Annotated in this window: 19 protein-coding genes; 11 read left to right on the plus strand and 8 right to left on the minus strand. The window is 65.5% G+C overall.

Features of this window, described 5'->3' with window-relative positions:
* The first annotated feature begins 129 nt into the window (after positions 1-129).
* The 3 genes from nadC to pabB all read left to right on the plus strand — a co-directional run bounded on the left by nadC (position 130) and on the right by pabB (position 4,045).
* Positions 130-1,005: a carboxylating nicotinate-nucleotide diphosphorylase gene (gene nadC, locus PNAP_RS04670; RefSeq protein WP_011800348.1), complete on the plus strand. Its 876-nt coding sequence runs from the start codon at positions 130-132 to the stop codon at positions 1,003-1,005.
* Entirely contained in the window at positions 1,005-2,138 is a 1,134-nt protein-coding gene (gene nadA / locus PNAP_RS04675) for a quinolinate synthase NadA (RefSeq protein ID WP_011800349.1), read from the plus strand. The genes nadC and nadA overlap by 1 nt, the downstream gene beginning before the upstream one ends.
* A 131-nt stretch (positions 2,139-2,269) precedes the next feature.
* Positions 2,270-4,045 (plus strand): aminodeoxychorismate synthase component I, encoded by a 1,776-nt coding sequence (pabB, locus tag PNAP_RS04680; RefSeq protein WP_011800350.1) that lies wholly within the window; start codon positions 2,270-2,272, stop codon positions 4,043-4,045.
* Between the two features lie 54 nt (positions 4,046-4,099).
* Here the strand turns inward: pabB and secB are convergent, their stop codons facing one another.
* The 5 genes from secB to PNAP_RS04705 all read right to left on the minus strand — a co-directional run bounded on the left by secB (position 4,100) and on the right by PNAP_RS04705 (position 10,051).
* On the minus strand, positions 4,100-4,588 hold the full coding sequence (secB, locus tag PNAP_RS04685) for a protein-export chaperone SecB (RefSeq protein WP_041376525.1): 489 nt from the start codon (positions 4,586-4,588) through the stop codon (positions 4,100-4,102).
* 74 nt (positions 4,589-4,662) lie between these two features.
* Entirely contained in the window at positions 4,663-5,169 is a 507-nt protein-coding gene (locus PNAP_RS04690) for an acetone carboxylase subunit gamma (RefSeq protein ID WP_011800352.1), read from the minus strand.
* A 57-nt stretch (positions 5,170-5,226) separates the two neighbouring features.
* Positions 5,227-7,551 (minus strand): hydantoinase B/oxoprolinase family protein, encoded by a 2,325-nt coding sequence (locus PNAP_RS04695; RefSeq protein WP_011800353.1) that lies wholly within the window; start codon positions 7,549-7,551, stop codon positions 5,227-5,229.
* A gap of 11 nt (positions 7,552-7,562) precedes the next feature.
* On the minus strand, positions 7,563-9,710 hold the full coding sequence (locus tag PNAP_RS04700; protein ID WP_011800354.1) for a hydantoinase/oxoprolinase family protein: 2,148 nt from the start codon (positions 9,708-9,710) through the stop codon (positions 7,563-7,565).
* 20 nt (positions 9,711-9,730) lie between these two features.
* Positions 9,731-10,051, minus strand: coding sequence for a hypothetical protein (locus PNAP_RS04705; RefSeq protein ID WP_041376526.1), 321 nt, complete (start codon positions 10,049-10,051; stop codon positions 9,731-9,733).
* A gap of 26 nt (positions 10,052-10,077) precedes the next feature.
* Between PNAP_RS04705 and PNAP_RS04710 the strand changes: the two genes are divergently transcribed.
* Positions 10,078-12,099: a sigma-54-dependent Fis family transcriptional regulator gene (locus PNAP_RS04710; protein ID WP_011800355.1), complete on the plus strand. Its 2,022-nt coding sequence runs from the start codon at positions 10,078-10,080 to the stop codon at positions 12,097-12,099.
* Positions 12,100-12,259: 160 nt separating this feature from the next.
* On the opposite strand, the gene PNAP_RS04715 is transcribed toward PNAP_RS04710, so the two are convergent.
* Positions 12,260-12,907: a tRNA-uridine aminocarboxypropyltransferase gene (locus PNAP_RS04715; protein ID WP_011800356.1), complete on the minus strand. Its 648-nt coding sequence runs from the start codon at positions 12,905-12,907 to the stop codon at positions 12,260-12,262.
* Positions 12,908-13,024: 117 nt separating this feature from the next.
* Here PNAP_RS04715 and mdcA point away from each other — a divergent pair, with 117 nt between their 5' ends.
* Genes mdcA through mdcH form a run of 7 tightly spaced genes read left to right on the plus strand, consistent with a single transcriptional unit; the run spans position 13,025 to position 19,194 of the window.
* Positions 13,025-14,683, plus strand: coding sequence for a malonate decarboxylase subunit alpha (gene mdcA, locus PNAP_RS04720; protein ID WP_011800357.1), 1,659 nt, complete (start codon positions 13,025-13,027; stop codon positions 14,681-14,683).
* Positions 14,683-15,567 carry a triphosphoribosyl-dephospho-CoA synthase gene (locus tag PNAP_RS04725; RefSeq protein ID WP_011800358.1) on the plus strand — a complete coding sequence of 295 codons (885 nt, stop codon included), beginning with the start codon at positions 14,683-14,685 and terminating at the stop codon, positions 15,565-15,567. The genes mdcA and PNAP_RS04725 overlap by 1 nt, the downstream gene beginning before the upstream one ends.
* An 8-nt stretch (positions 15,568-15,575) precedes the next feature.
* Entirely contained in the window at positions 15,576-15,899 is a 324-nt protein-coding gene (locus PNAP_RS04730) for a malonate decarboxylase subunit delta (RefSeq protein WP_011800359.1), read from the plus strand.
* A complete protein-coding gene (locus tag PNAP_RS04735; protein ID WP_011800360.1) occupies positions 15,896-16,774 on the plus strand; it encodes a biotin-independent malonate decarboxylase subunit beta in 879 nt (292 codons plus the stop codon). The genes PNAP_RS04730 and PNAP_RS04735 overlap by 4 nt, the downstream gene beginning before the upstream one ends.
* Positions 16,767-17,573, plus strand: a complete 807-nt coding sequence (mdcE, locus tag PNAP_RS04740) for a biotin-independent malonate decarboxylase subunit gamma (protein WP_011800361.1) — start codon at positions 16,767-16,769, stop codon at positions 17,571-17,573. Before PNAP_RS04735 ends, mdcE begins: the two co-directional genes overlap by 8 nt.
* Complete coding sequence (locus PNAP_RS04745) at positions 17,567-18,262, plus strand: malonate decarboxylase holo-ACP synthase (RefSeq protein ID WP_049763638.1); 696 nt, start codon at positions 17,567-17,569, stop codon at positions 18,260-18,262. The genes mdcE and PNAP_RS04745 overlap by 7 nt, the downstream gene beginning before the upstream one ends.
* Positions 18,259-19,194, plus strand: a complete 936-nt coding sequence (gene mdcH, locus PNAP_RS04750; RefSeq protein ID WP_011800363.1) for a malonate decarboxylase subunit epsilon — start codon at positions 18,259-18,261, stop codon at positions 19,192-19,194. Before PNAP_RS04745 ends, mdcH begins: the two co-directional genes overlap by 4 nt.
* A 150-nt stretch (positions 19,195-19,344) precedes the next feature.
* Here mdcH and madM read toward each other — a convergent pair whose 3' ends face one another.
* Together madM and madL are read right to left on the minus strand one after the other, a co-directional pair.
* Positions 19,345-20,118, minus strand: a complete 774-nt coding sequence (madM, locus tag PNAP_RS04755) for a malonate transporter subunit MadM (RefSeq protein ID WP_011800364.1) — start codon at positions 20,116-20,118, stop codon at positions 19,345-19,347.
* Positions 20,115-20,534: a malonate transporter subunit MadL gene (gene madL, locus PNAP_RS04760; protein ID WP_011800365.1), complete on the minus strand. Its 420-nt coding sequence runs from the start codon at positions 20,532-20,534 to the stop codon at positions 20,115-20,117. Before madL ends, madM begins: the two co-directional genes overlap by 4 nt.
* Positions 20,535-20,628 lie beyond the last annotated feature (94 nt).

The following is a 20,628-nucleotide window of genomic DNA, read 5'->3' on the forward strand; positions in this document are numbered from 1 at the left end:
TTTGCAACAAGCCGCTGAAGAAGGATAAGGACGACGGGTTGTCCGGCGCTGTAACATTTGAGGCAGTCCCGAGCATTCGCCCGGTAGTTTAGAGCACGCTGCAGTGCGACTTCTTATTCGGATTTTGGTATGAAAAAGTCTTTTGTTTTCAATGTTGATGGGGTAGCCGCGCTGGCCCGGGCCGATGTGGCGCGGGCGCTGGCCGAGGATCTGGGCGCGGGCGACTTGACGGCCGCCCTGATTGATCCGGCAGCCCAGGCGCACGCCCATGTGCTGGCCCGCGAAAGCGCGGTGCTGTGCGGCACGGCCTGGTTCGAGGCGGCGCTCAGGCAGATGGACCCAGAGGCTACGCTGGTCTGGCATGTGCAGGAAGGCGAGCGTTGCGCGCCCAACCAGGTGGTGGTTGAAATGCGTAGCCAGGCACGGGCCTTGCTGTCGGCCGAGCGCACGGCGCTGAATTTCTTGCAACTGTTAAGCGCTGTTGCGACCAAGACCGCCACGTATGTCGCACTGGTCGAGGGAACGAAAGCGCGCATCGTCGATACCCGCAAGACGCTGCCGGGCCTGCGCCTGGCGCAGAAATACGCGGTGCTGACCGGCGGCGGCACCAACCACCGGGTCGGCCTGTACGACGCGGTGCTGATCAAGGAAAACCATATCGCTGCGGCTGGCGGCATCAGGCAGGTGCTGGCGCAGGCCGCGAAAATCGCCGCCGAGGCTGATTTCGTCGAGATTGAAGTCGAAACGCTGGAACAACTGCACGAGGCGCTGGACGCGGGCGCCCGCATGGTGCTGCTGGACAACATGGATTTGCCCACGCTGCACGAGGCCGTGCGCATCAACGCGGGCCGGGCAGTCCTGGAGATTTCGGGCGGCGTGACGCTGGCCGGCCTGCGCGCGCTGGCCGAAACCGGCGTGGACCGAATTTCCATCGGCACCTTGACGAAAGACGTTCAGGCCATAGATTATTCGATGCGCTTCGAGGCGCCCAAAGGAGCAAATTGATGAGTGCCATCCTGTCCCGGATCAACGTCGATTACGACCAGCCGATCATGGCCGGCCCTGGCACGGCGGCCAGTTGCTCCACGCACCACGCCTGGGCGCGGGTGCCGGTCGAGCCGACACAGCCCGAACGCGCGGCGCTGAAGGAGCGCATCCGCAGCCTGCTGAAAGCCAAGAACGCGGTCATGGTGTCGCACTACTACGTGCATCCCGACTTGCAGGATCTGGCCGAGGAAACCGGCGGAATCGTTTCGGATTCGTTAGAGATGGCGCGCTTTGGCCGCGACCATGCCGCGCAGACGCTGGTGGTGTCGGGCGTGCGCTTCATGGGCGAGACGGCGAAGATTTTGTCGCCCGAAAAACGCGTGCTGATGCCCGACCTGGACGCCACCTGTTCGCTCGACCTGGGCTGCCCGATTGACGAATTCAGCGCCTTTTGCGACGCGCACCCCGACCGCACGGTGGTGGTCTATGCCAACACCAGCGCGGCGGTCAAGGCGCGGGCCGACTGGGTCGTGACGTCGAGCTGCGCGCTGGACATCGTGCGCGCCCTGAAGGAACAAGGCCAGAAAATCCTCTGGGCGCCCGACCGGCACCTGGGCGGCTACATCCAGCGCGAGACCGGCGCCGACATGGTGATGTGGAACGGCGCCTGCATCGTGCATGACGAGTTCAAGGCGTTCGAACTGCAGGCGCTGATCAAGGAGCATCCGCTGGCCAAGGTGCTGGTGCACCCCGAGTCGCCGGTCGATGTGGTGGCGCTGGCCGACGCGGTCGGCTCGACCTCGGCCATCCTGAAGGCCGCGCGCGAGATGGATGCGCCCGAATTCATCGTCGCGACCGACAACGGCATGATGCACAAGCTGCGCACGCTCAACCCCGGCAAAATCTTCATCGAAGCGCCGACGGCCGGCAACAGCGCCACCTGCAAGAGCTGCGCGCATTGCCCGTGGATGGCGATGAACGGGCTGGCCGGGCTGGCGCAGGTGCTGGAAACCGGCGCGAACGAAGTCCACATCGACCCGGCGCTGGGCCTGCGCGCGCGCCTGCCGATTGACCGCATGCTGGCCTTCACGGCAGCCCTCAAGAACGGCCAGCCGACCGCCGGGCTGGTGCCCAATATCGGCGCGGCGTGAAGCTGGTGTTGATGGGATGACTCCCTCTCCCTCTGGGAGAGGCTTGGGGTGAGGGCCAGCCGGCGCATGCATCCAAAACACTCCTTTTTTAATAGCTGCTTGCGCAAGCGTGGCAAGCGCAAAAGGCCGATTTGACTCATATTTCCGCATGCATTGACTTTTCCAGCCCGCAGGGCGGCGCCGCGCCGCGCCTGCGCCACGTCTTTGGCACGCCGCGCGCCGTGCTGGTCGCGCATGAACTGGCCGAGGTGCGCGCGGTGCTCGACGCCGTGCAGGCCGCCGCCGAAAATGGAAGCTGGTGCGTCGGCTACCTGCGCTATGAAGCCGCCCCGGCATTTGACGCCGCGCTGGCCGTGCATGCGCCCGATGGCCCGCTGGCCTGGTTTGCCGTGCATGACGACGCCTTGCCCTGGGTTGAGGACGCCAGCGCCGCAACGGCCCGGGTCCAATGGCTTGACACCTGCCCGCGCCCCGCGTTTGGCGCGGCCATGGACCAGATCCAGCGCGCCATCGCGGCTGGCGAGCTGTACCAGGTCAACTTCACCGCGCCGCTTCTGGGCGAGTGGGCCGGCGAGCCCGAAGCAGGCGCGGCGCAAGCCCTGTTCGCCGCCCTGCAGCGCGCCCAGCCGGGCGGCTACGCGGCCTTCATCGACACCGGCAACACGGGCGACGGCCAGTTGCTGTCGGTGTCGCCCGAGCTGTTTTTTGACTGGCAGGATGGCCAGATTCTGGCGCGGCCCATGAAGGGCACGGCCGCGCGCGGCGCCACGCCCGAGATGGATGCCGCCCAGGCCGCCGCCCTGCGCGCATCGCCCAAGGAGCGCGCCGAAAACGTCATGATCGTCGATCTGCTGCGCAACGACCTCTCGCGCATCGCTGAGCCTTTCAGCGTGCAGGTGCCCGCCTTGTTCCACACCGAAGCGCTGCCCACGGTCTGGCAGATGACCTCCGACGTGCGCGCCCGCACCCGCGCCGGCACCACGCTGGCCGATGTGTTCGCCGCGCTGTTTCCGTGCGGCTCGGTCACCGGCGCGCCCAAGGTGCGCGCCATGCAGATGATCCGCAAACTCGAAGCCGGGCCGCGCGGCGTGTACTGCGGCGCCATCGGCGTGGTGCGCCCGGGCAAGGACGGCCATGGAATCCGGGCCACCTTCAACGTGCCGATCCGCACCGTCAGCGTGCAGGCCGGCGGCCTGCGCTGCGGCATTGGCAGCGGCATCACCTCGGGCGCCGTGCCTGACGCCGAGTGGCAGGAGTGGCGCAACAAACGACAATTTCTGGAGCGTGCCAGCATGCCTTTCGACCTTCTGGAAACCCTGGCGCTAAAGGATGGCCAGCTGCGCCATGCCGCCGAGCACCTGCAGCGCCTGGCCGGCGCCGCCGCGCATTTCGGCATTCCATGGGATGCCGCCGCCGTGCGGCATTGCCTGCATGAACTGGCGCAAGCGCACCCGCAAGACCTGTGGCGCGTGCGCCTGCTGCTCGATGCCCGGGGCCGGGCACGCGCCGAGGCGTTCGCCATGGACCCGTCGCCCGCCCAGGTGCGGCTGCGGCTGGCGGAGCGCCCGCTTGAAGACGCGCACGGCGAGTTCGTGCGCTTCAAGACCACGCGCCGCGCGCATTACGACGCCTTCACGCCCACTGAATCCGGCGTGTTCGACACCGTGTTGTGGAATACCGAAGGCGAGATCACCGAATGCACGCGCGGCAACGTGGCCATGCTGCTGGACGGCCGCTGGGTCACGCCGCCGCTGGCCTGCGGCCTGCTGCCCGGCGTCGGGCGCGCGCTGGCGCTGCGGGAAGGCCGGCTGACCGAGGCCGTGGTGCGGCTGGAAGACCTGCCCCGCGTGCAGGGCTGGGCGTTCGTGAACAGCCTGCGCGGATGGCTGGCAGCAGAGAAGGTTTGAATTGCTGCGGAGCCGCAAGTTGCCTGGCCGCCTGCGATTCAATCAAGATCAAGCTCACTCCTGCTCCAGTGCCATGGCCGGCTCCTCGGCCGTCTGGCCTGGCTGCGTGGCCATCTTGTTCTTCTGCTGCTGCAGATAAAACGCCTGGAAATTGATTTCGGACAAATGCACCGGCGGAAATCCGGCACGGGTGATGGCGTCTGCAATATTCGCGCGCAGGTAGGGATACAAAATGGTCGGGCAGCCGATGCCCAGTGCCGGATTGAGCTGTTCGGCGGGCAGGTGGCGAATCTCGAAAATCCCGGACTGCTTGGCCTCAACGAGAAAGGCCACCTTGTCCCTGATTTTTGCCGTCACGCTCACCGTCACGGTGGATTCGAAAATGCCGTCGGCTTGCTGCTCTGCGATCGTGGAGACCGCCACTTCAAGGGTGGGCGATTGTTCCTCAAGGAAAATGGCCGGGGAGTTCGGCTGCTCCAGCGACAGGCCTTTCAGATAGACGCGCTGGATTTGAAAAAGGGGTTGCTTGTTTTCGTCTGGCATGAGGTGCTTTCGTTGAAAAAAGTAGCGGGGGCGGATGGCAGGGGCCGGGTAAACCACCCGGCCCTGAAACTGGCTTAGCTGGCTTTTTCCGGCAGGGGCAGATGCACCCAGTCGTTGTAGAAGGCTTCGATATCGGGCTCGAACTCATGCATCACCGGATACCAGGGGGTGGGCGCCTCAACGTCATGCATGGTGCCGCAGCTCGGGCAGTAGTACTCGCGGTACACCTGCCAGTTGGTATCCGGCGCCATCAGCGCCGGATAAACCTCATGCATGGCTTCGGCGTTGTCGCGCACATAGATCAGCGCCTGCAGCTTCCAGTTCTTGCGGTAGTCGCCAAACTCGTGACCGCAACTGCATTTGGTCACCCATTCCTTGCTCGTCTTGTTCTGCGCGATGTAGAGGTGCAGGCTGATCGGCAGGATGATCTTGTCGTCCCAGGGCAGCTTGGACTGCAGCGCATGGACGTACATGCGAAAGCGCTCCCCGTCCTTGGGCATCGACAGCATGCGCATCGTGGTTTCCCAGTCCAGCTTGCCTTCGACCAGGTAGTTCACTTGCTCTTGTGTATAGATAGACATTTTTATCTCCAAAAATTTAGGCCAACAGGAGCCGGGGGACTGGCCCCCGGCGTCGAATCACTCTTCCACCAGGGTGACGGTGCGCACGTCCGGCATCTTGGACAGGTCCATCCGGTAGGTCGAGCCGAAGGAAGGCACGCCCAGTTCGGACTCCGGCAATTCCCAGTCGGCCGGCAGATCCCAGAAGGACTTGAACTCGTCCTTGAACTTGACGCTCAGGCCAAAGCTGGTCGCAAACATGTGGCGCACCTGGATCGAGGCATGCTTGGTCAGGATGCGAGCGCGCTCTTCCTTCATCCAGTCACGCGTCGGAATGGCGCGGGCAATGCGCTCCCGGCGAATGGCCTTGCGGCGCGTGGCGGTTTTGGCGACATCGACGCTCCAGACCTGGTCGCTGCCTTGCGAAATCACGACGCCATAGACTTTTTCCGCATACTCGGGCAGCACGAAACGGTTGTTGATGTCCGTCTCGACCGAGGCGCAGTCACGGTCCAGCGGATCGCCAAAGCCCGGGCCGCCGCGCATGTAGTTCAGGTACAGGTCGTGGTTTTCGAAAATCGCTTCGGTGGTCGTGCATTGCTGGTCACGCTTGACCTTGGCCGTGGCGCTGATGTGGTGCTCGTAGCCCTTGTCTTCAGGGTTGCGGTCCGCGCCCAGGGGCAGCGACTCGCCGTTGCGGATGCGCGCTTCCAGATCGGTCTTGTGGGCTTCAAAGCGGTAGCCGGTGGCCGAGGGGTAGCCGCCCATCAGGCCCCAGTCGCTGTTCATGTAGCCATTGCCCATGAAGTACATGCTCCAGTCCGTGGCCTTCCAGACCATGCGCAGCGTCTCGAAACCGCAGCCGCCGCGGAACTTGCCGTAGCCGCCCGAGTTGGTCTTGACGTTGCGGCCCATGTAGAGCAGCGGCTCGGCCATTTCCCAGATCTCGATGTCACCCATGTCGCCTTCCGGGTTCCAGACCGCCGCCGCGTGGTTCAGGCCGTCCTTGATGGCGCAGGCGCCGGTGCCGCAGGCCGCCGGCTCAAAGCTGTTGACCGCGTGCGCTTCGCCGTCCTGGTTCATGCCGCCGCCCTGCAGCCAGTTGGAGGTGTTGGCGTTGCCGGCATTGACTTCTTCGAGGTAGCCACGGGCAAAGTAGGACTGGCTCATGCCGCGCCAGATGCCGCTCCAGCCGGAAACCAAAAAGTGCCAGGCATAGGCGTGCGCGGTGCGGCGGTCGTCCGGGTTCATCCAGGTGCCCTTGGGCAGCTTGAATTCGGTCGCGTAATAGGCGCCGTCGTTGATGCGCGCCGTGGGCACCAGGGTCTGCGTCAGCATCACCCAGATGCCGCTGGTGAAGGCCACTTGGTTGGCATTGAAGCTGTGCCAGCCCCAGCGGCTCGCGCCCTCGAAATTGAGCCGCCAGGTGGCATCCGGGCGAATCGTCATTTCGCACGGCGCATGCATGATGCTGTTCATCTTGCCGAATTCCGACGCCAGGCTCATGTCTTCGTGGTCGTAGGGAATATCGACGAACGCAACCCGGCGGTAAACACCCGGAACCGTCATGGCCTTGAGGCGCGCCTGCAGGCCGCGCCGTCCTTCCTCGATGATTTCGTGGGCAAAGCGGGTGTAGTTCTCGATGCCTTCGGCCTGCAGCACTTCCTCGACCAGGCTGCGGATCATGTGGCAGCCGGCGATGCGGGTGCGCTCATCCAGAATCCAGTACTTGGTGGTGCGCACGTTGCGCTGGCTCTCGTGCAGCCAGTCGCGCAGCGGCGTGTCGTTGATGCCGGTCTTGCGGCAGGTCACCTGCAGGCCGTCGCCGAAGCGCGAGACCTGGCCGGTTGACATCGAGCCCGGCGTCATCGCGCCCAGGTCAATCACGTGCGTCACGCCGCCGACCCAGCCGACCAGCTTGCCTTCCCAGAAAATCGGCACGATGGTGGCGATGTCGCAGGGATGGACGTTGCCGATGGAGCAGTCGTTGTTGGTGAACATGTCGCCCGGATTGATTCCGGGATTGATTTCCCAGGCGTTCTCGATCATGTACTTGATCGCCGCGCCCATGGTGCCGACGTGGATGATGATTCCGGTGGAGGTCAGGATGCAGTCGCCGGCCGCGTTGTACAGCGTGAAGCACAGCTCGCCTTCCTGCTCGACGATGGGCGAGGCGGCAATCTTCTTGGCGGTTTCACGGGCGTGCACCAGGCCGCCACGGATGCGCGAAAACAGCTTTTCGTAGGTGATCGGGTCGGAGTCCTTGAACTCCAGCTTTTCGAGCCCGTTGTAAAAGCCGGTCTTGTGGGTGCGCTCCAGCACTTCATCGCGATGCTGCTTGAGCGTCTTGCCGTTGCCCAGCAGGTCGGGCAAGCCCAGTTCAATTCTTGACATTCTGTTCATGATGGTTCTCCTTACTTGACTTCTTTGAGGTGAAACAGGCGGTGCGCGTCGCAATACGTCTCGAAGCCGAATGGCACGATGAACGTCGTCGATGGCGACTCGACAATGGCCGGGCCGACGACGCGGTTGCCCGCCTTCAAGGCTTCCATCGACCAGATCTGGGCATCCCACCATTTTTTGTGGCGGTAAAAAGGGCGACTGCCGATGTGCGCTTGCGTGGGTGGAACCGGACCCGCGTCGGGCTCCTCGGGCAGTTCCGGCTTGGAGGAAACGACGCTGCCGCGCATGATGGCGCCGGTCACGCCAAAGCCCAGTTCGGGCGAGCTGGCCGATGAGGCATAGACGCGGGCATAGGTGTCGTCAAACGCCTTGACCATCTTGTCCCAGTCGGCCAGCGTGGAGGCGCTGGTGATCGGCGAGTTGATTTCCAGGTCGTTGAGCTGCCCCATGAACTGCATCCGGTAGCCGGGGCGCAGCAAGACATCCTGCGGCTTGAAGCCGTTGATCACGAATTCCTCGATGACCTTGGCCGCCAGTTCCGCCCAGGCATCAGTCAGCGTGGTGCAGGCCAGCACCTTTTCCGCATCCGTGGCATCGGGGCCCACGCCCACATCGACGCTCTTGTCGTAGCGGTATTCGTACTCGGCGCAGGCGCAGCCAAAGGCCGAGAAGCCCGCCGCCCAGGCCGGAACCACCACGTCCTTGAAGCCCAGGCCTTCGGTGTAGCCGTAGGTGTGAACCGGACCGGCGCCGCCGTAGGAGAAGCAGACAAAGTCGGCCGGGTTGTAGCCCTTGGCGCTGATGACAGAACGCATGTATTCGCGCAGGTTCAAATCCAGCAGCTCGATCACGCCGGCGGCGGCGTCCTCGACCGTCAGGCCCAGCGGGTCGGCGATTTGTTCCTTGAGGTATTTGCGCGCCCGGTTCACATCGAGCTTGATGGCGCCGCCCAGGAAGTTGTCCGGGTTCAGGTAACCGAGCACGACGTGGCAATCCGAGACCGACACGGTGTCCAGGCCGCTGTCGGCCCAGCACATGCCGACGCGGTAGCCGGCGCTGTCCGGGCCGAGCTTGATGGCCTTGCTGTACGGGTCGATGCGGATGAAGCTGCCGGCGCCCGCGCCCACCGAGTCCATGGCCACCAGCGGCAGGGACAGCACCAGGCGCGCCATGTCCGGGTCGGACTGGATGGCGAAGTTGCCCTTGGTGATGATGGCCATGTCAAAGCTGGTGCCGCCGATATCGCTGCAGGCAATGTTGTCGTAGCCCAGCTTTTCGCCCAGAAACTTCGAGCCGATCACGCCGCCAATCGGACCCGAGACAATCGTGCGCGCCAGCTCCTTGGCCTTCCAGCCGATGGTGCCGCCGTGCGTGGCCATCACGCGCAGGTCAAACTTGGCGCCGTGCTTCTTGAAGCGGTCGCTGACCTTTTTCAAGGTGGCGCGCGACGGCTCGGCCGCGTAGGCTTCCAGAATGGTGGTGTTGGTGCGGTGCGTTTCCTTGCGCGAAGGGTAGTAGTCCACCGTGGCGAACACCGGAATGTCCATGCCGATCTTCTTCAATTCCTCGCGGCAGATGTCGCGTGCGCGCAGTTCGCTTTTTTCATTCTTGTGCGACTGCAGCAGGCTGATGACGATGGCCTTGGAGCCGCGTGCCACCAGTTCGCGGGTGGCCACGCGCACTTCTTCCTCGCGCAGCGGAATCACGACCTGGCCCTGCACGTCGGTGCGCTCGGTCACGCCACGGGTGCGCGACAGCGGCACCAGCGGCTCGTCGTAGCGGTGGCAGTTCAGGTGGATGCGTTCTTCCAGCGCATAGCCCAGGTAGCTCTGGATGGCCCGGCCCATCGAATGGATGTCTTCAAAGCCCCGGTTGCACATCAGGCCCACGTCCAGGCCCTTGCGCTGAACCACCCGGTTGAGCATGGCGGTGCCTGAATAAACGCAGGTCAGCAGTTCAGGGAAAACGTCATCGACCTGGCGGTTCCATTCGGCGAGCGCGTCAATGGACGACTCGTAGATCGCCTGCGATTCGTCGCCGGGGTTGCTCTGCGCCTTGCCGACGACGAACGAACCATCCTCCCTGACAAAAAAGGTGTCGGTCATCGTGCCGCCGGCATCGATGCCCATCACCTGGACGGGTGAGCTGTGAACTTGCATGTGTCTGTCTCCTCTGTGGGTCATAGCATTTCCAAAACACAGCCAGCACGCATGGATTGATGGATAACGGGCTGTGTACGGGCGGTCAAAATTTTTGAACGCACTCTCAATTTCGCAAAGGACGTGCCAATGAATCCGGCAGCGCTGAAAATAACTTTTCTCCCAATGAAAACGCTGGAAAACAGTGCAAACAGGGCCTTTGAAACGGCTGTCCAAAGGGGTTGAATTTCAAACGCCGGCCCCTGGTCCGGTTGAATATCGAACAGGGGTTTACCCTCGTGCGCGCTCGCCCGGTTGTCGCCAAGAATGACGGGCGATATAGCGGACAAGATTTCAGACAAGGAAAATCGCCTGCAGGAGACAAAATTTGAGCGATTACGAACAACATCAGCGACTCTCCAATCCCCAGAACAACCGGGCCATCATGGCCGCATGGGACCGCTTCTTGAGCGGGGACACGCCACCCTCGAATGCATTGCGCTGCCTGATTGATGATTCGTGGCGGCGTTGCCTGGAGGTGCATGTCGATCCCGCCCGCCAGCAGGCGGCATCCCCGGTCAACGAGTCAACCCTGCATTCGCTGCAGCACCAGCACCGTGAATTGCTGGGCGCGGCCAAGCAGGTCATGGCCATGGCCAGGGATTTCCTCGCCCAAAGCGAGACGATCATGATGCTGAGCGATCCGAACGGGATGATCCTGGGCGTTGAAGGCGACCCGCGCGCACTCGAAGCCGCCGGCGCTATCCACCTCATCGCCGGGAGTTGCTGGAGTGAACGGGTGTGTGGAACCAACGCCATCGGCACGGCGCTGTCCATCGGCCAGCCGGTACAGATTCACGCGGCAGAGCATTTTTGCGCCGGCATCAAGGAGTGGACCTGTTCGGCCACCGTCATCCGCGACCCCTACGACGGAAAAATCCTGGGCACCATTGATGTCTCCGGTCTTGGCAAAACCTTCAGCCCGCACAGCCTGGCTCTGGCCGTGACCACGGCCAGCCGCATCGAGAGCCAGCTGGCCAAGCTGGAGATGGATGTCCGCTACCAGTTGCTGGAGCGTGGCGCGGCCATCATGTCCGGCGCGACGGACGGCGTCATCATTTGTGACCGGCGCGGTTTCCCGATCAAGGCCAACGAGCGCGCCGCCGCCGCGCTGCTGGCCCGGGGCATCGACTTCAACCTGAAAAACACCACCCAGATTTCAGCCTTGAGCACCGGCACCTTCGCGCCCGCCACGCCCGCCGAGGCGCCGCAATGGCTGCGCGACGACTGGCTGGAGCCGATCGTGGATGCCGGCGAGCGCATCGGAACGCTGCTGACGATTCCCGTGCTGCAGCCCAGTGGCATGGCATCGGGCTGGCAGCGAAAGGAAAAAGCCGCGAAAGAAACGAAGAGCCCGGATGTCAAGGGTTTCGAGGCCCTCATCGGCAGCAGCGCGCCGCTGCTCCAGGCGATCCATAAAGCGAAAATGCTGGCGAAATCGAGCGTGTCGGTGCTGCTGCTCGGGGAAACCGGCGTGGGCAAGGAAAATTTTGCGCAGGGCCTGCACCGCTTCGGCCAGATCGGCGAGCGGCCTTTCGTGGCGCTCAACTGCGGCAGCCTGTCGCGCGACCTGCTGGCCAGCGAGCTTTTCGGCCATTGCGAAGGCTCCTTCACCGGAGCGCGGCGCGGCGGCATGATGGGCAAGATCGAGGCGGCCAATGGCGGCACCCTGTTTCTCGATGAAATCGGGGAAATGCCGCTGGAGCTGCAGCCGCATTTCCTGCGCGTCCTCGAAGAGAGCGAGATTTACCGCATCGGTGAGAATTCGCCGCGCAAGGTGTCGTTCAAGCTGGTGTCTGCCACCCACCGCAATCTTCGCGACGAGGTGACGGCCGGGCGCTTTCGCATGGATCTTTTTTACCGGGTATCGGTCACCAGCCTGCAGATTCCGTCATTGCTTGAACGCCGCCTGGACATTCCCTTGCTGGTGGCGCATTTTCTCTCCCAGCTTTCAAAAAAATACAGCGTCCCGCCCAAGACAATCAAGCCCGAGGCGCTCGCTGCGCTTGGACGGTATGCCTGGCCGGGCAACGTGCGGGAGCTGCGCAACGTGGTGGAGAGCATGTTTTTGATGGCCGACGGGGAAGTGCTGGGCCTGGAAGACCTGCCGCCCGAAATCGGCGCGCTGCGGGCGTCCGATGCCGAAGAAAACAGCCCGGCTCCCACGCCAGGCATCGGCAAACTCGAAGACCTGGAGCTGGAGTTCATCCGCAAGACGATAGCGGCGGACGGCGGCAATCTGACGCTGGTGGCCAAGCATCTTGGCATTGCCAAGAGCACGCTTTATATCAAGCTCAGAAAGTATGGGCTGATGCCCATGGAGCCCACGCTGAGCAGCCATCACTTGTGAGGATCCGCCAGAGCGGCCCCACGCGCAAGCGCGCTGCGCACGGCACAAAAATCGTCGGCACGGGCTTTTCATTCAATGCAGGGTTTTTGCTATTAAAAAAATAGCTATAAATGCAATGTGGATAAGCGCAGAAGCCATTTTTTATCAATAAAAATAGCGATTAGAAGCCTGTCGTGCCGCCTGCTGCGCGGTAGCCCAGCTGCTGCGCCACGAAGCCGTCGAATGCCGCCATCAGGGGTTGAAACTTCTCAACGCTGCCTTCGAGCTGCATCAGCGCGGCGCAGGTCGCCTCCAGCGTGGACAGCTGGTCGGGCCGGTGCGCCTTGCGGATCAGGTAGTGCGAAGCCGGCATGTCCTGCAGCGACAGGCGCGGCAGCTGCTGCAGCAGCGGATTGCGGTAGAGCATCTTGCGGCTCTTGCGCCAGGTGCCGTCCAGCACGATCAGGCGCAAGCGCGAGGGGTCGCGCAACAGCTCGGGCGCCAGCATGGGCGGCGGCGACAGGCTTGGCGCCTGGTCTTGCGGCGTGTCCGGGTACAGCAGCACCGACTGCCTGGTGGGGCCGGATTCGGGCGGCCCGGCCAGCAAGGCCGGCAGGTCGAACACTTCGCCCGTCACCAGCCGGCTGCGCGGCAGGCTCAGGTGTAGCAGGCGCGCGCTGCCCTTGGCGTTGTCCACTTCAAGCGGATGCTGCAGGATCAGCACCTCGACTTCGTGCGCCACGGGCGTGATCCACTGGCAGATGCAGGCGCTTTGCGGGCGCAGGCAGGTGGCGCATGCCAGGCGTTTGGTCGGGGAGGCGGGTGTCATTGAAGGATTTTAGGAAGATATGTTTGCGCGCAGCGTAATGAATCCACGGCGAGGTTCATTGATGCGCCGGCCCGGCCCGGCTATCTTTGCCTTCCTGGAACATTTTCTGGAGCAAAGATGCAACTACCAACCGGCACGCGGTCGTGGGATACCCGCCGAACCGAAAAGAAACGGCGCCTTGCGCGCGCAGCGGCTTTCACCGACGGCCGCGTGGTGCCCACGGCCGACATCGTGCCGTTTCTCGAATCGCTGATCGCCCCGGGTGACCGCGTGGTGCTGGAGGGCAACAACCAGAAGCAGGCCGACTTCCTGTCGCGCTCGCTGGCCCGGGTTGATCCGGCCAGGGTCAGCGGCCTGCACATGATCATTCCAAGCGTCAGCCGGTCTGAGCACCTGGACCTGTTCGAGCGCGGCATTGCCCGCAAGCTCGATTTTTCCTATGCCGGCGCGCAGAGCCTGCGCATCTCGCAGCTGCTCGAAGACGGACAGCTCGAAATCGGCGCGATCCACACCTATATCGAGCTGTATGCGCGCCTGTACATCGACCTGACGCCCAACGTCGTGCTGATCGCCGGCTTCACGGCCGACCGTGCCGGCAACCTCTACACCGGCGCCAGCACCGAGGACACGCCCGCGCTGGTCGAGGCGGCAACCTTTCGCGACGGCATCGTGATCGCGCAGGTCAACGAGATCGTGGACGACGTGGGCGATTTGCCGCGCGTCGATATTCCGGGCTCGTGGATCGACTTCGTGGTCAAGGCCGACAAGCCGTTCTTCATCGAGCCTCTGTTCACGCGCGACCCGCGCCTGATCAAGCCGGTGCATGTGCTGATGGCGATGATGGCGATTCGCGGCATCTACGAGCGCCACCAGGTGCAGTCGCTCAACCACGGCATCGGCTTCAACACCGCCGCCATCGAGCTGATTTTGCCGACCTACGGCGAGTCGCTCGGGCTCAAGGGCAAGATCTGCCGCCACTGGGCGCTCAATCCGCATCCTTCCTTGATTCCAGCGATCGAGTCGGGCTGGGTCGAGAGCGTGCATTCCTTCGGTGGCGAACTCGGCATGGAAAAGTATGTCGCGGCGCGGCCCGATGTGTTCTTCACCGGCGCCGACGGCTCGATGCGCTCGAACCGCGCGCTGTGCCAACTGGCCGGCCAGTACGCGGTGGACTTGTTCATCGGCTCCACCCTGCAGATCGACGGCGACGGCCATTCCTCGACCGTCACGCGGGGTCGGCTCTCGGGCTTTGGCGGCGCGCCCAACATGGGCCATCAGCCCGGCGGCCGCCGCCACAGCACGCCCGCCTGGCTGGACATGCTGCAGACCGACAGCCCGCTGGAGAAGGGCCGCAAGCTGGTGGTCCAGATGGTCGAAACCTTCCAGGCCGGCGGCAAGCCGACCTTTGTCGAGGAACTCGACGCGGTGCAGGTCGCCAGGGATTCGGGCATGGCGCTGGCGCCGGTCATGATTTACGGCGATGACGTGACGCATGTGCTGACCGAGGAAGGCATTGCCTACCTCTACAAGGCGCAGTCGCTGGAGCAGCGCAAGGCGATGATCGCGGCGGTGGCCGGTGTCACGCCGATTGGCCTGCGCCATGACCCGGCCCAGACGCGCCGCATGCGCAGCGAAGGGCTGATTGCGTTGCCCGAAGACCTGGGCGTGAACCGCGCCGATGCCACGCGCTCGCTGCTCGCGGCCAAGAGCATGGCCGATCTGGTGGACTGGTCCGGCGGGCTGTACGAGCCGCCGGCCCGGTTCAGGAGCTGGTGATGGCGGCGCTGGACCTTGAATTTTCCCCGGCGCAGGGCAGCTCGCCCTGGCTGGCCGGGCAGGCGGTGGACGCGCTGCTCGACGAGGCGCGGCTCACGCCCAAGCCGGGGCTGGTGGACCGCCGGGGCCGGGGTGCGCACACCGACCTGGACCTGGACCTGATGTGCCGCTCGGCCCGTGCGCTGGCGCCGGCATTCGCGGACATGGCCGAGGCCGCACGCGCCGCCGCTGGCGTGCCCACGCTGGCGCTGCGCGAATCGCTGGGTCGCATTGGCCGCGAAGCCGAGGTGGTCATGATGAAGACCACGCAGGGCATCAACACCCATCGGGGCGCGATCTGGGCAATGGGCCTGCTGGTGGCGGGCGCAGCGATGGCGCCGGAGGCGGCCAGGCCGGCGCGAACGGCGGCGCGCCTTGCCGCTACCATCGCCCGCCTGCCGGACCGCCACGCGCCCCAGGTGACCGGCAACAAGGGCGAACGCGCCTGCCGCGACTTTGGCGTGCCTGGCGCGCGCGGCCAGGCGCAGGCCGGCTTTCCGCAGGTCATCGAGCGCGGCCTGCCCGAGCTGCAGCGCAGCCGCTCGCGCGGTGACAGCGAGACGGCGTCCCGCCTGAATGCGCTGCTGGCCATTTTGAGCGGCCTGGACGACACCTGCGTGCTGTCGCGCGCCGGGCCGGCGGCGCTGCGGGCGCTGCAGGCGGACGCCGCCGCCGTGCTGGCCGGCGGCGGCGTGGCGACCCTGACGGGCCGGCGCCTGCTGCGCCAGCTCGATGCCCGGGCGCTGGCCTTGAACGCCTCACCGGGCGGCGCGGCCGATCTGCTGGCCGCCACCTTGTTCCTCGATCGCCTGGACCTTCGGGTCCGCAGGCCTTCACTTCCTTGAAAGCTTTTATGGAAACCTTTGATTTTCAGTACCCTGCGGGGCAGCCTGCTTCCGGGCGGGTGATGGTCGGCGTGGTCGGCTCCGGCGACCTTGAAGTGCTGCTGGAGCCGGGCATTGCGGGACAGACCCGCGTGCGCGTGACCACATCGGTCAATGGCTATGGCGCCGTCTGGCAGGCGCAGCTCGACCGCCTGTTCAAGGCCGATGCGCAGGGCTGGCCTGCGGTAGCGCTTGAAATCAACGACTTTGGCGCGACGCCGGGCGTGGTCGGCATGCGCGTGGCGCAGGCTTTCCAGTCGCTGGGCGACGCTGCGGCAGGAGAAAAACCATGAGCAATTCACCCTTGAGCCTGACGGAGCACAACAGCTTTGTCGAACTCGACGCCCGCGCCCGAGTGCGCGCGCTGTTAGATGCCGGGACGTTTCGCGAACTCATCGACCCGTTCGAGCGCGTCACCTCGCCGTGGCTGGCGCGCCAGGGCGTGGTCACGCAATCGGACGACGGCGTGGTGGTGGGCAAGGGCCAGATCGACGGCCAGCCGGCCGTCGTGCTGGCGATTGAAGGCGCGTTCCAGGGCGGTAGCCTGGGCGAGGTCGGCGGCGCAAAAATAGCCGGCGCGCTGGAGCTGGCCGCCGCTGACAACCGCAAGGGCGTGCCGACGCGCGCCGTCATCCTGTTTGAGACCGGCGGCGTGCGCCTGCAGGAAGCCAACCTGGGCCTGGCCGCGATTGCCGAGATCCATTCGGCGATTGTCGATCTGCGGCAGTACCAGCCGGTCATCGGCGTGGTGGCCGGCAGCGTGGGCTGCTTCGGCGGCATGTCGATTGCCGCCGGCCTGTGCAGCTACCTGGTCGCCACGCGCGAGGCGCGCGTGGGCCTGAACGGGCCGCAGGTGATCGAGCAGGAGGCGGGCATTGCGGAATACGATTCGCGCGACCGTCCCTTCATCTGGAGCTTCACGGGGGGCGAGCAGCGCTTTCGCACCGGGCTGGTCGATGCCTACGTCCAGGACGACACCACCGAGATCCGCAACACCGTCGCCGGCCTGCTGCGTCGCGGCCGCCCGGAAGTCGAGCGCAGCGACCAGTACGGGCATTATCTCGAACGGCTGTCGTCTTACGACGCCCGCGTGCAGGCCACGCCCGACATCGTGCGGCAGGTCTATCACGTCAACCACCTCAACAGCGCAGGAGCCGGTCATGAATGAAACCCCTTTGAGCCGTGGCGCCACCTGGCTGGCCGCCCTGACCGGCAACGCCACAGGCCTGCCCGGCTACCCGCCGTCGGTGCGCGTGGTCGATGCGCCGCTGGCAGGCCAGCCGGCGCGCTACATCGCGGTCGTGCCGGACGCCCAAAGCAGCTACCCGCGCGCGCGCACCGGCGAGACCGGGCTGGTCGAAGGCTGGGCGCTGGCGCAGGCCGTGCATGAGGCCATCGCGGCCGATCGCGAGGGCGCCAAACGCGCCATCGTCGCGGTGATCGACGTCAGCAGCCAGGCCTATGGCCGGCGCGAGGAGGCCTTCGGCATCCACCAGGCGCTGGCCGGCGCCGCCGGGGCCTATGCGCAGGCGCGCCAGCACGGCCATCCGGTGATCGGCCTGATCGTCGGCAAGGCGATGTCCGGCGCCTTCCTGGCCCACGGCTACCAGGCCAACCGGCTGATTGCGCTGAACGACGACGGCGTGATGGTGCATGCCATGGGCAAGGCCGCCGCCGCCCGCGTGACGCTGCGCAGCGTCGAGGATCTGGAGCGGCTGGCCGCCGACGTGCCGCCGATGGCCTACGACATCGCTAGCTACGCCACGCTGGGCTTGCTGTGGAAGCTGGTGGACGTGGGCAGCGCCGAACAGCCGTCGGCCGCCGATGTGGACATCGTGCGCGGCGCGCTCGTGGCCGCGCTGGACAACATCCGCGCCGACCCGGCGCCCGATCTGCGCAGCCGTCTGGGCGGCGCCAACCGGCAGGCTTCGTCGCTGGTACGCGAGAAGCTGCGCGCGCAATGGTGAAGGCGCCGGCGGGCGTGGCTGGCTACCGGCCGCACGACCTGCTGTGGCCGCTGGCGGCTTCGTCATTGGTCTTTTCAGGGCCGCCGCCGCCCTGGGCCACGCCCGACTGGCTTGCCGTGGCCCCGGTGGTGGTGCGGCGAGCCACGCTGGCCGATCCGGCCCAGGTGCCGGTGGGGCTGCGTGGCGCCACGCGCAGCGAGCGCTGCGCGGCATGGATGGCGGCAGGTCACGCCGTGCGGGTGCTCAAACCGGAGGAAATCGCCCGCAGCGCGGCAGGCAGTGCCCGGGTGCGCGAATCGCCGCTGGCCTGCCTGCAGGCGCTGGCCCGGCTCGGTCCTGCATTCGATGCGCTGCCGCTGGCGTGGGGCGTGACGGGCGGCGTCGGTTTTTCGCTGGCCAGCGGCTTCGATGTGCTGCGCCCCGACAGCGACCTGGACCTGATCCTGCGCGCGCCGCTGGCGGCCGATGCCGATGCGCTGCGCGCTGTCGCCCAACTGCTGCGCGATCTTGAGGCGCGCGTCGATGCGCAGGTCGAGACACCGTTCGGCGCCTTTGCCTTGCAGGAATGGGTGCGCACCGGCGGGCCGGTTCTGCTCAAGACCCACCGTGGCCCCGTCCTGACCGACAACGCCTGGTCGAGTCCGGACAGCGCCTCTTTCGATGCCGCCTGCCGCCCCATGCCGGCATGAGCATCCTGTTCACCTTTCCGGGCCAGGGCGCGCAACGCGCTGGCATGCTGCATGCGTTGCCGCAGAACGCGCTCGTTCGCGATGCGCTGGACGAAGCCAGCGAAGTGCTGGGCCGCGACGCGCTGTCGCTGGACAGTGCCGAGGCGCTGCGCTCGTCGGTCGCGGTCCAGCTCGCCTTGCTGATTGCCGGCGTCGCCACGGCGCGCTACCTGATTCACGAGGCCGGCGCGCCCGATGCCGTCGCGGGCCTGTCGGTGGGCGCTTATCCGGCGGCGGTGGTCGCGTCGGTGCTGTCCTATGCCGATGCGCTGCGGCTGGTCGAGCGGCGCGCCCGGCTGATGCAGGCGGCCTATCCCGGCGGCCACGGCATGACCGCGATCCTGGGCCTGGAGCGGGCCGCGCTGGAGCCGCTGATCGCCCGAATTCATTCCGCAGACTCGCCCGTGTACCTGGCCAACATCAACGCCCCGACGCAGCTGGTGATTGCCGGCTCGCATGCCGCCATGGCCTGCGTGGCCGCGCTGGCCCAGGAGCGGGGCGCCTACGCCGCCAAGCCGGTGGCGATCAGCGTTCCGTCGCACTGCCCGCTGCTCGACGCGCCGGCCGCCGAACTGGCGCTGGCCATGGCCGCTGTGTCGGTGGCCGCGCCGCGCCTGCGCTACTTCAGCGCCAGCCTCGGTCGCGCCTTGAGTGCGCCCGCCCGCATTGCCGACGACCTGGCGCGCAACATGGCGCTGCCGGTGAAATGGCACGACACCACGGTGCTGGCCCACGAGCAGGGCGTGCGCCTGAGCGTGGAAATGCCGCCGGGCAGCGTGCTGACCAAGCTCGGCGCGCTGGCGTTTCCCGAGGCCCTGTCGGTGGCCGCCGCCGACACGCGCGCCGACACCCTGTCGGTTCTGATGGCGCGGGAGCGGCAGCGCGAACAATAGAGCGAACCCGGTTTGACCTGTAAACGACTTTTCAGCATGAAATAAGCCTCTTGCGCAGGCGTGGCCTGCGCAAGAGGCTATGAATTCAGTAGCAAAAAACCGCTGGGCGCTTTGCATTCCGTGATGGAGCGTCAGGGTGAGCCCATTGCTCTAGCCGATCAACGCCCGGGTGGCGAAGAACAGCACCGACGGTCCCATCAGGCAACCCAGGCCGGTGTAGAACGTCGAGGTCATGGCGCCGTAGGGAACCAGCTTGGGGTCCACCGCCGCCAGGCCGCCGCAGACGCCGCTGGTGGTGCCCATCATGCCGCCGAAGACCATCGCCGTGCGCGGATTGTCCAGGCCGATGTACTTGGCAAAGAAAGGCGTGCCGATCATGACCATCACCGACTTCACCAGGCCTGCAGCAATGCTCAGGGCGATCAGCTCGGAGCTGGCGCCGATGGCCGCGCCGGTCACCGGCCCGACGATGTAGGTCACCGCGCCGGCCCCGATGGTGGCAATGCTGACCGCGTCGGTATAGCCGAAGGCCATCGCCACGGCACCGCCAACGACAAAGGACAGCACCACGCCCAGGAACAGCGAAATAATGCCGCTGACGCCGCACTTGCGCATGTCCGTCAGGGTCGCGCCATAGGCGGTCGAGACAATGGCGAAGTCGCGCAGCATGGCGCCGCCGAGCAGCCCGATGCCGCTCAGCAGCTTGATGTCCACCACGCCATTTTTGCCGCCGGTCACGACGCCGCCGATATAGGCCATCAGCAGTCCCAGCATGATGGCCAGGGCCGAACCCTGCAGGTGGCCGCGCGTCAGCCGCGCCGACAGCACATACGACACCCACATCGTGATGCCCACGACCGCGAAAGCCGTCAGCAGCCCGTTCTTGACGAGCACGCTGGTCAATATGTCAAGCGTGCTGGTCATGCCGTTTCCCCTGGACGGTGCTGGCCGGACGGCTGCTGCTCTGCCGGTTGCGGTTCAAGTTCAGGCCTGCCGATGCGGTCGATGACCGGAATCAGCGCGAAGCAGACCACGGTCGCCAGGGCGCCCGCGATGAGGGCCATCGGCCCTCCCTTGATCGCGCCCAGCACGTTTTGCTGCGCTGCCATGGCCACCACGATCGGGATGTACATGGCCGTCCAGAAGGCCACGCCCTGCGACGATTGCTGCACGAAGCGGCCGCTGCTCTTGAGATGCTCGGAGAAAAACAGCAGCAGAAGCATCGCGAAACCGACGCCCCCCACATTCGCCTTGACACCGATTGCCGCGCCCAGCAGGTCGCCGATCAGTACCCCGAGCAAGGTACAGATGGACAGTAGCGCTACCCCGTAGATGATCATGATGCTTGTCTCCTTTGTGCGGCCTGTGCGCGGCCGGGTATTCGAAACCGGGTCCCGCACAAGCCGGAAGGCTTGCCGCGTTGGCTTCTTGGCC

This window comes from Polaromonas naphthalenivorans CJ2, from assembly GCF_000015505.1.
Lineage (GTDB): Bacteria > Pseudomonadota > Gammaproteobacteria > Burkholderiales > Burkholderiaceae_C > Polaromonas > Polaromonas naphthalenivorans.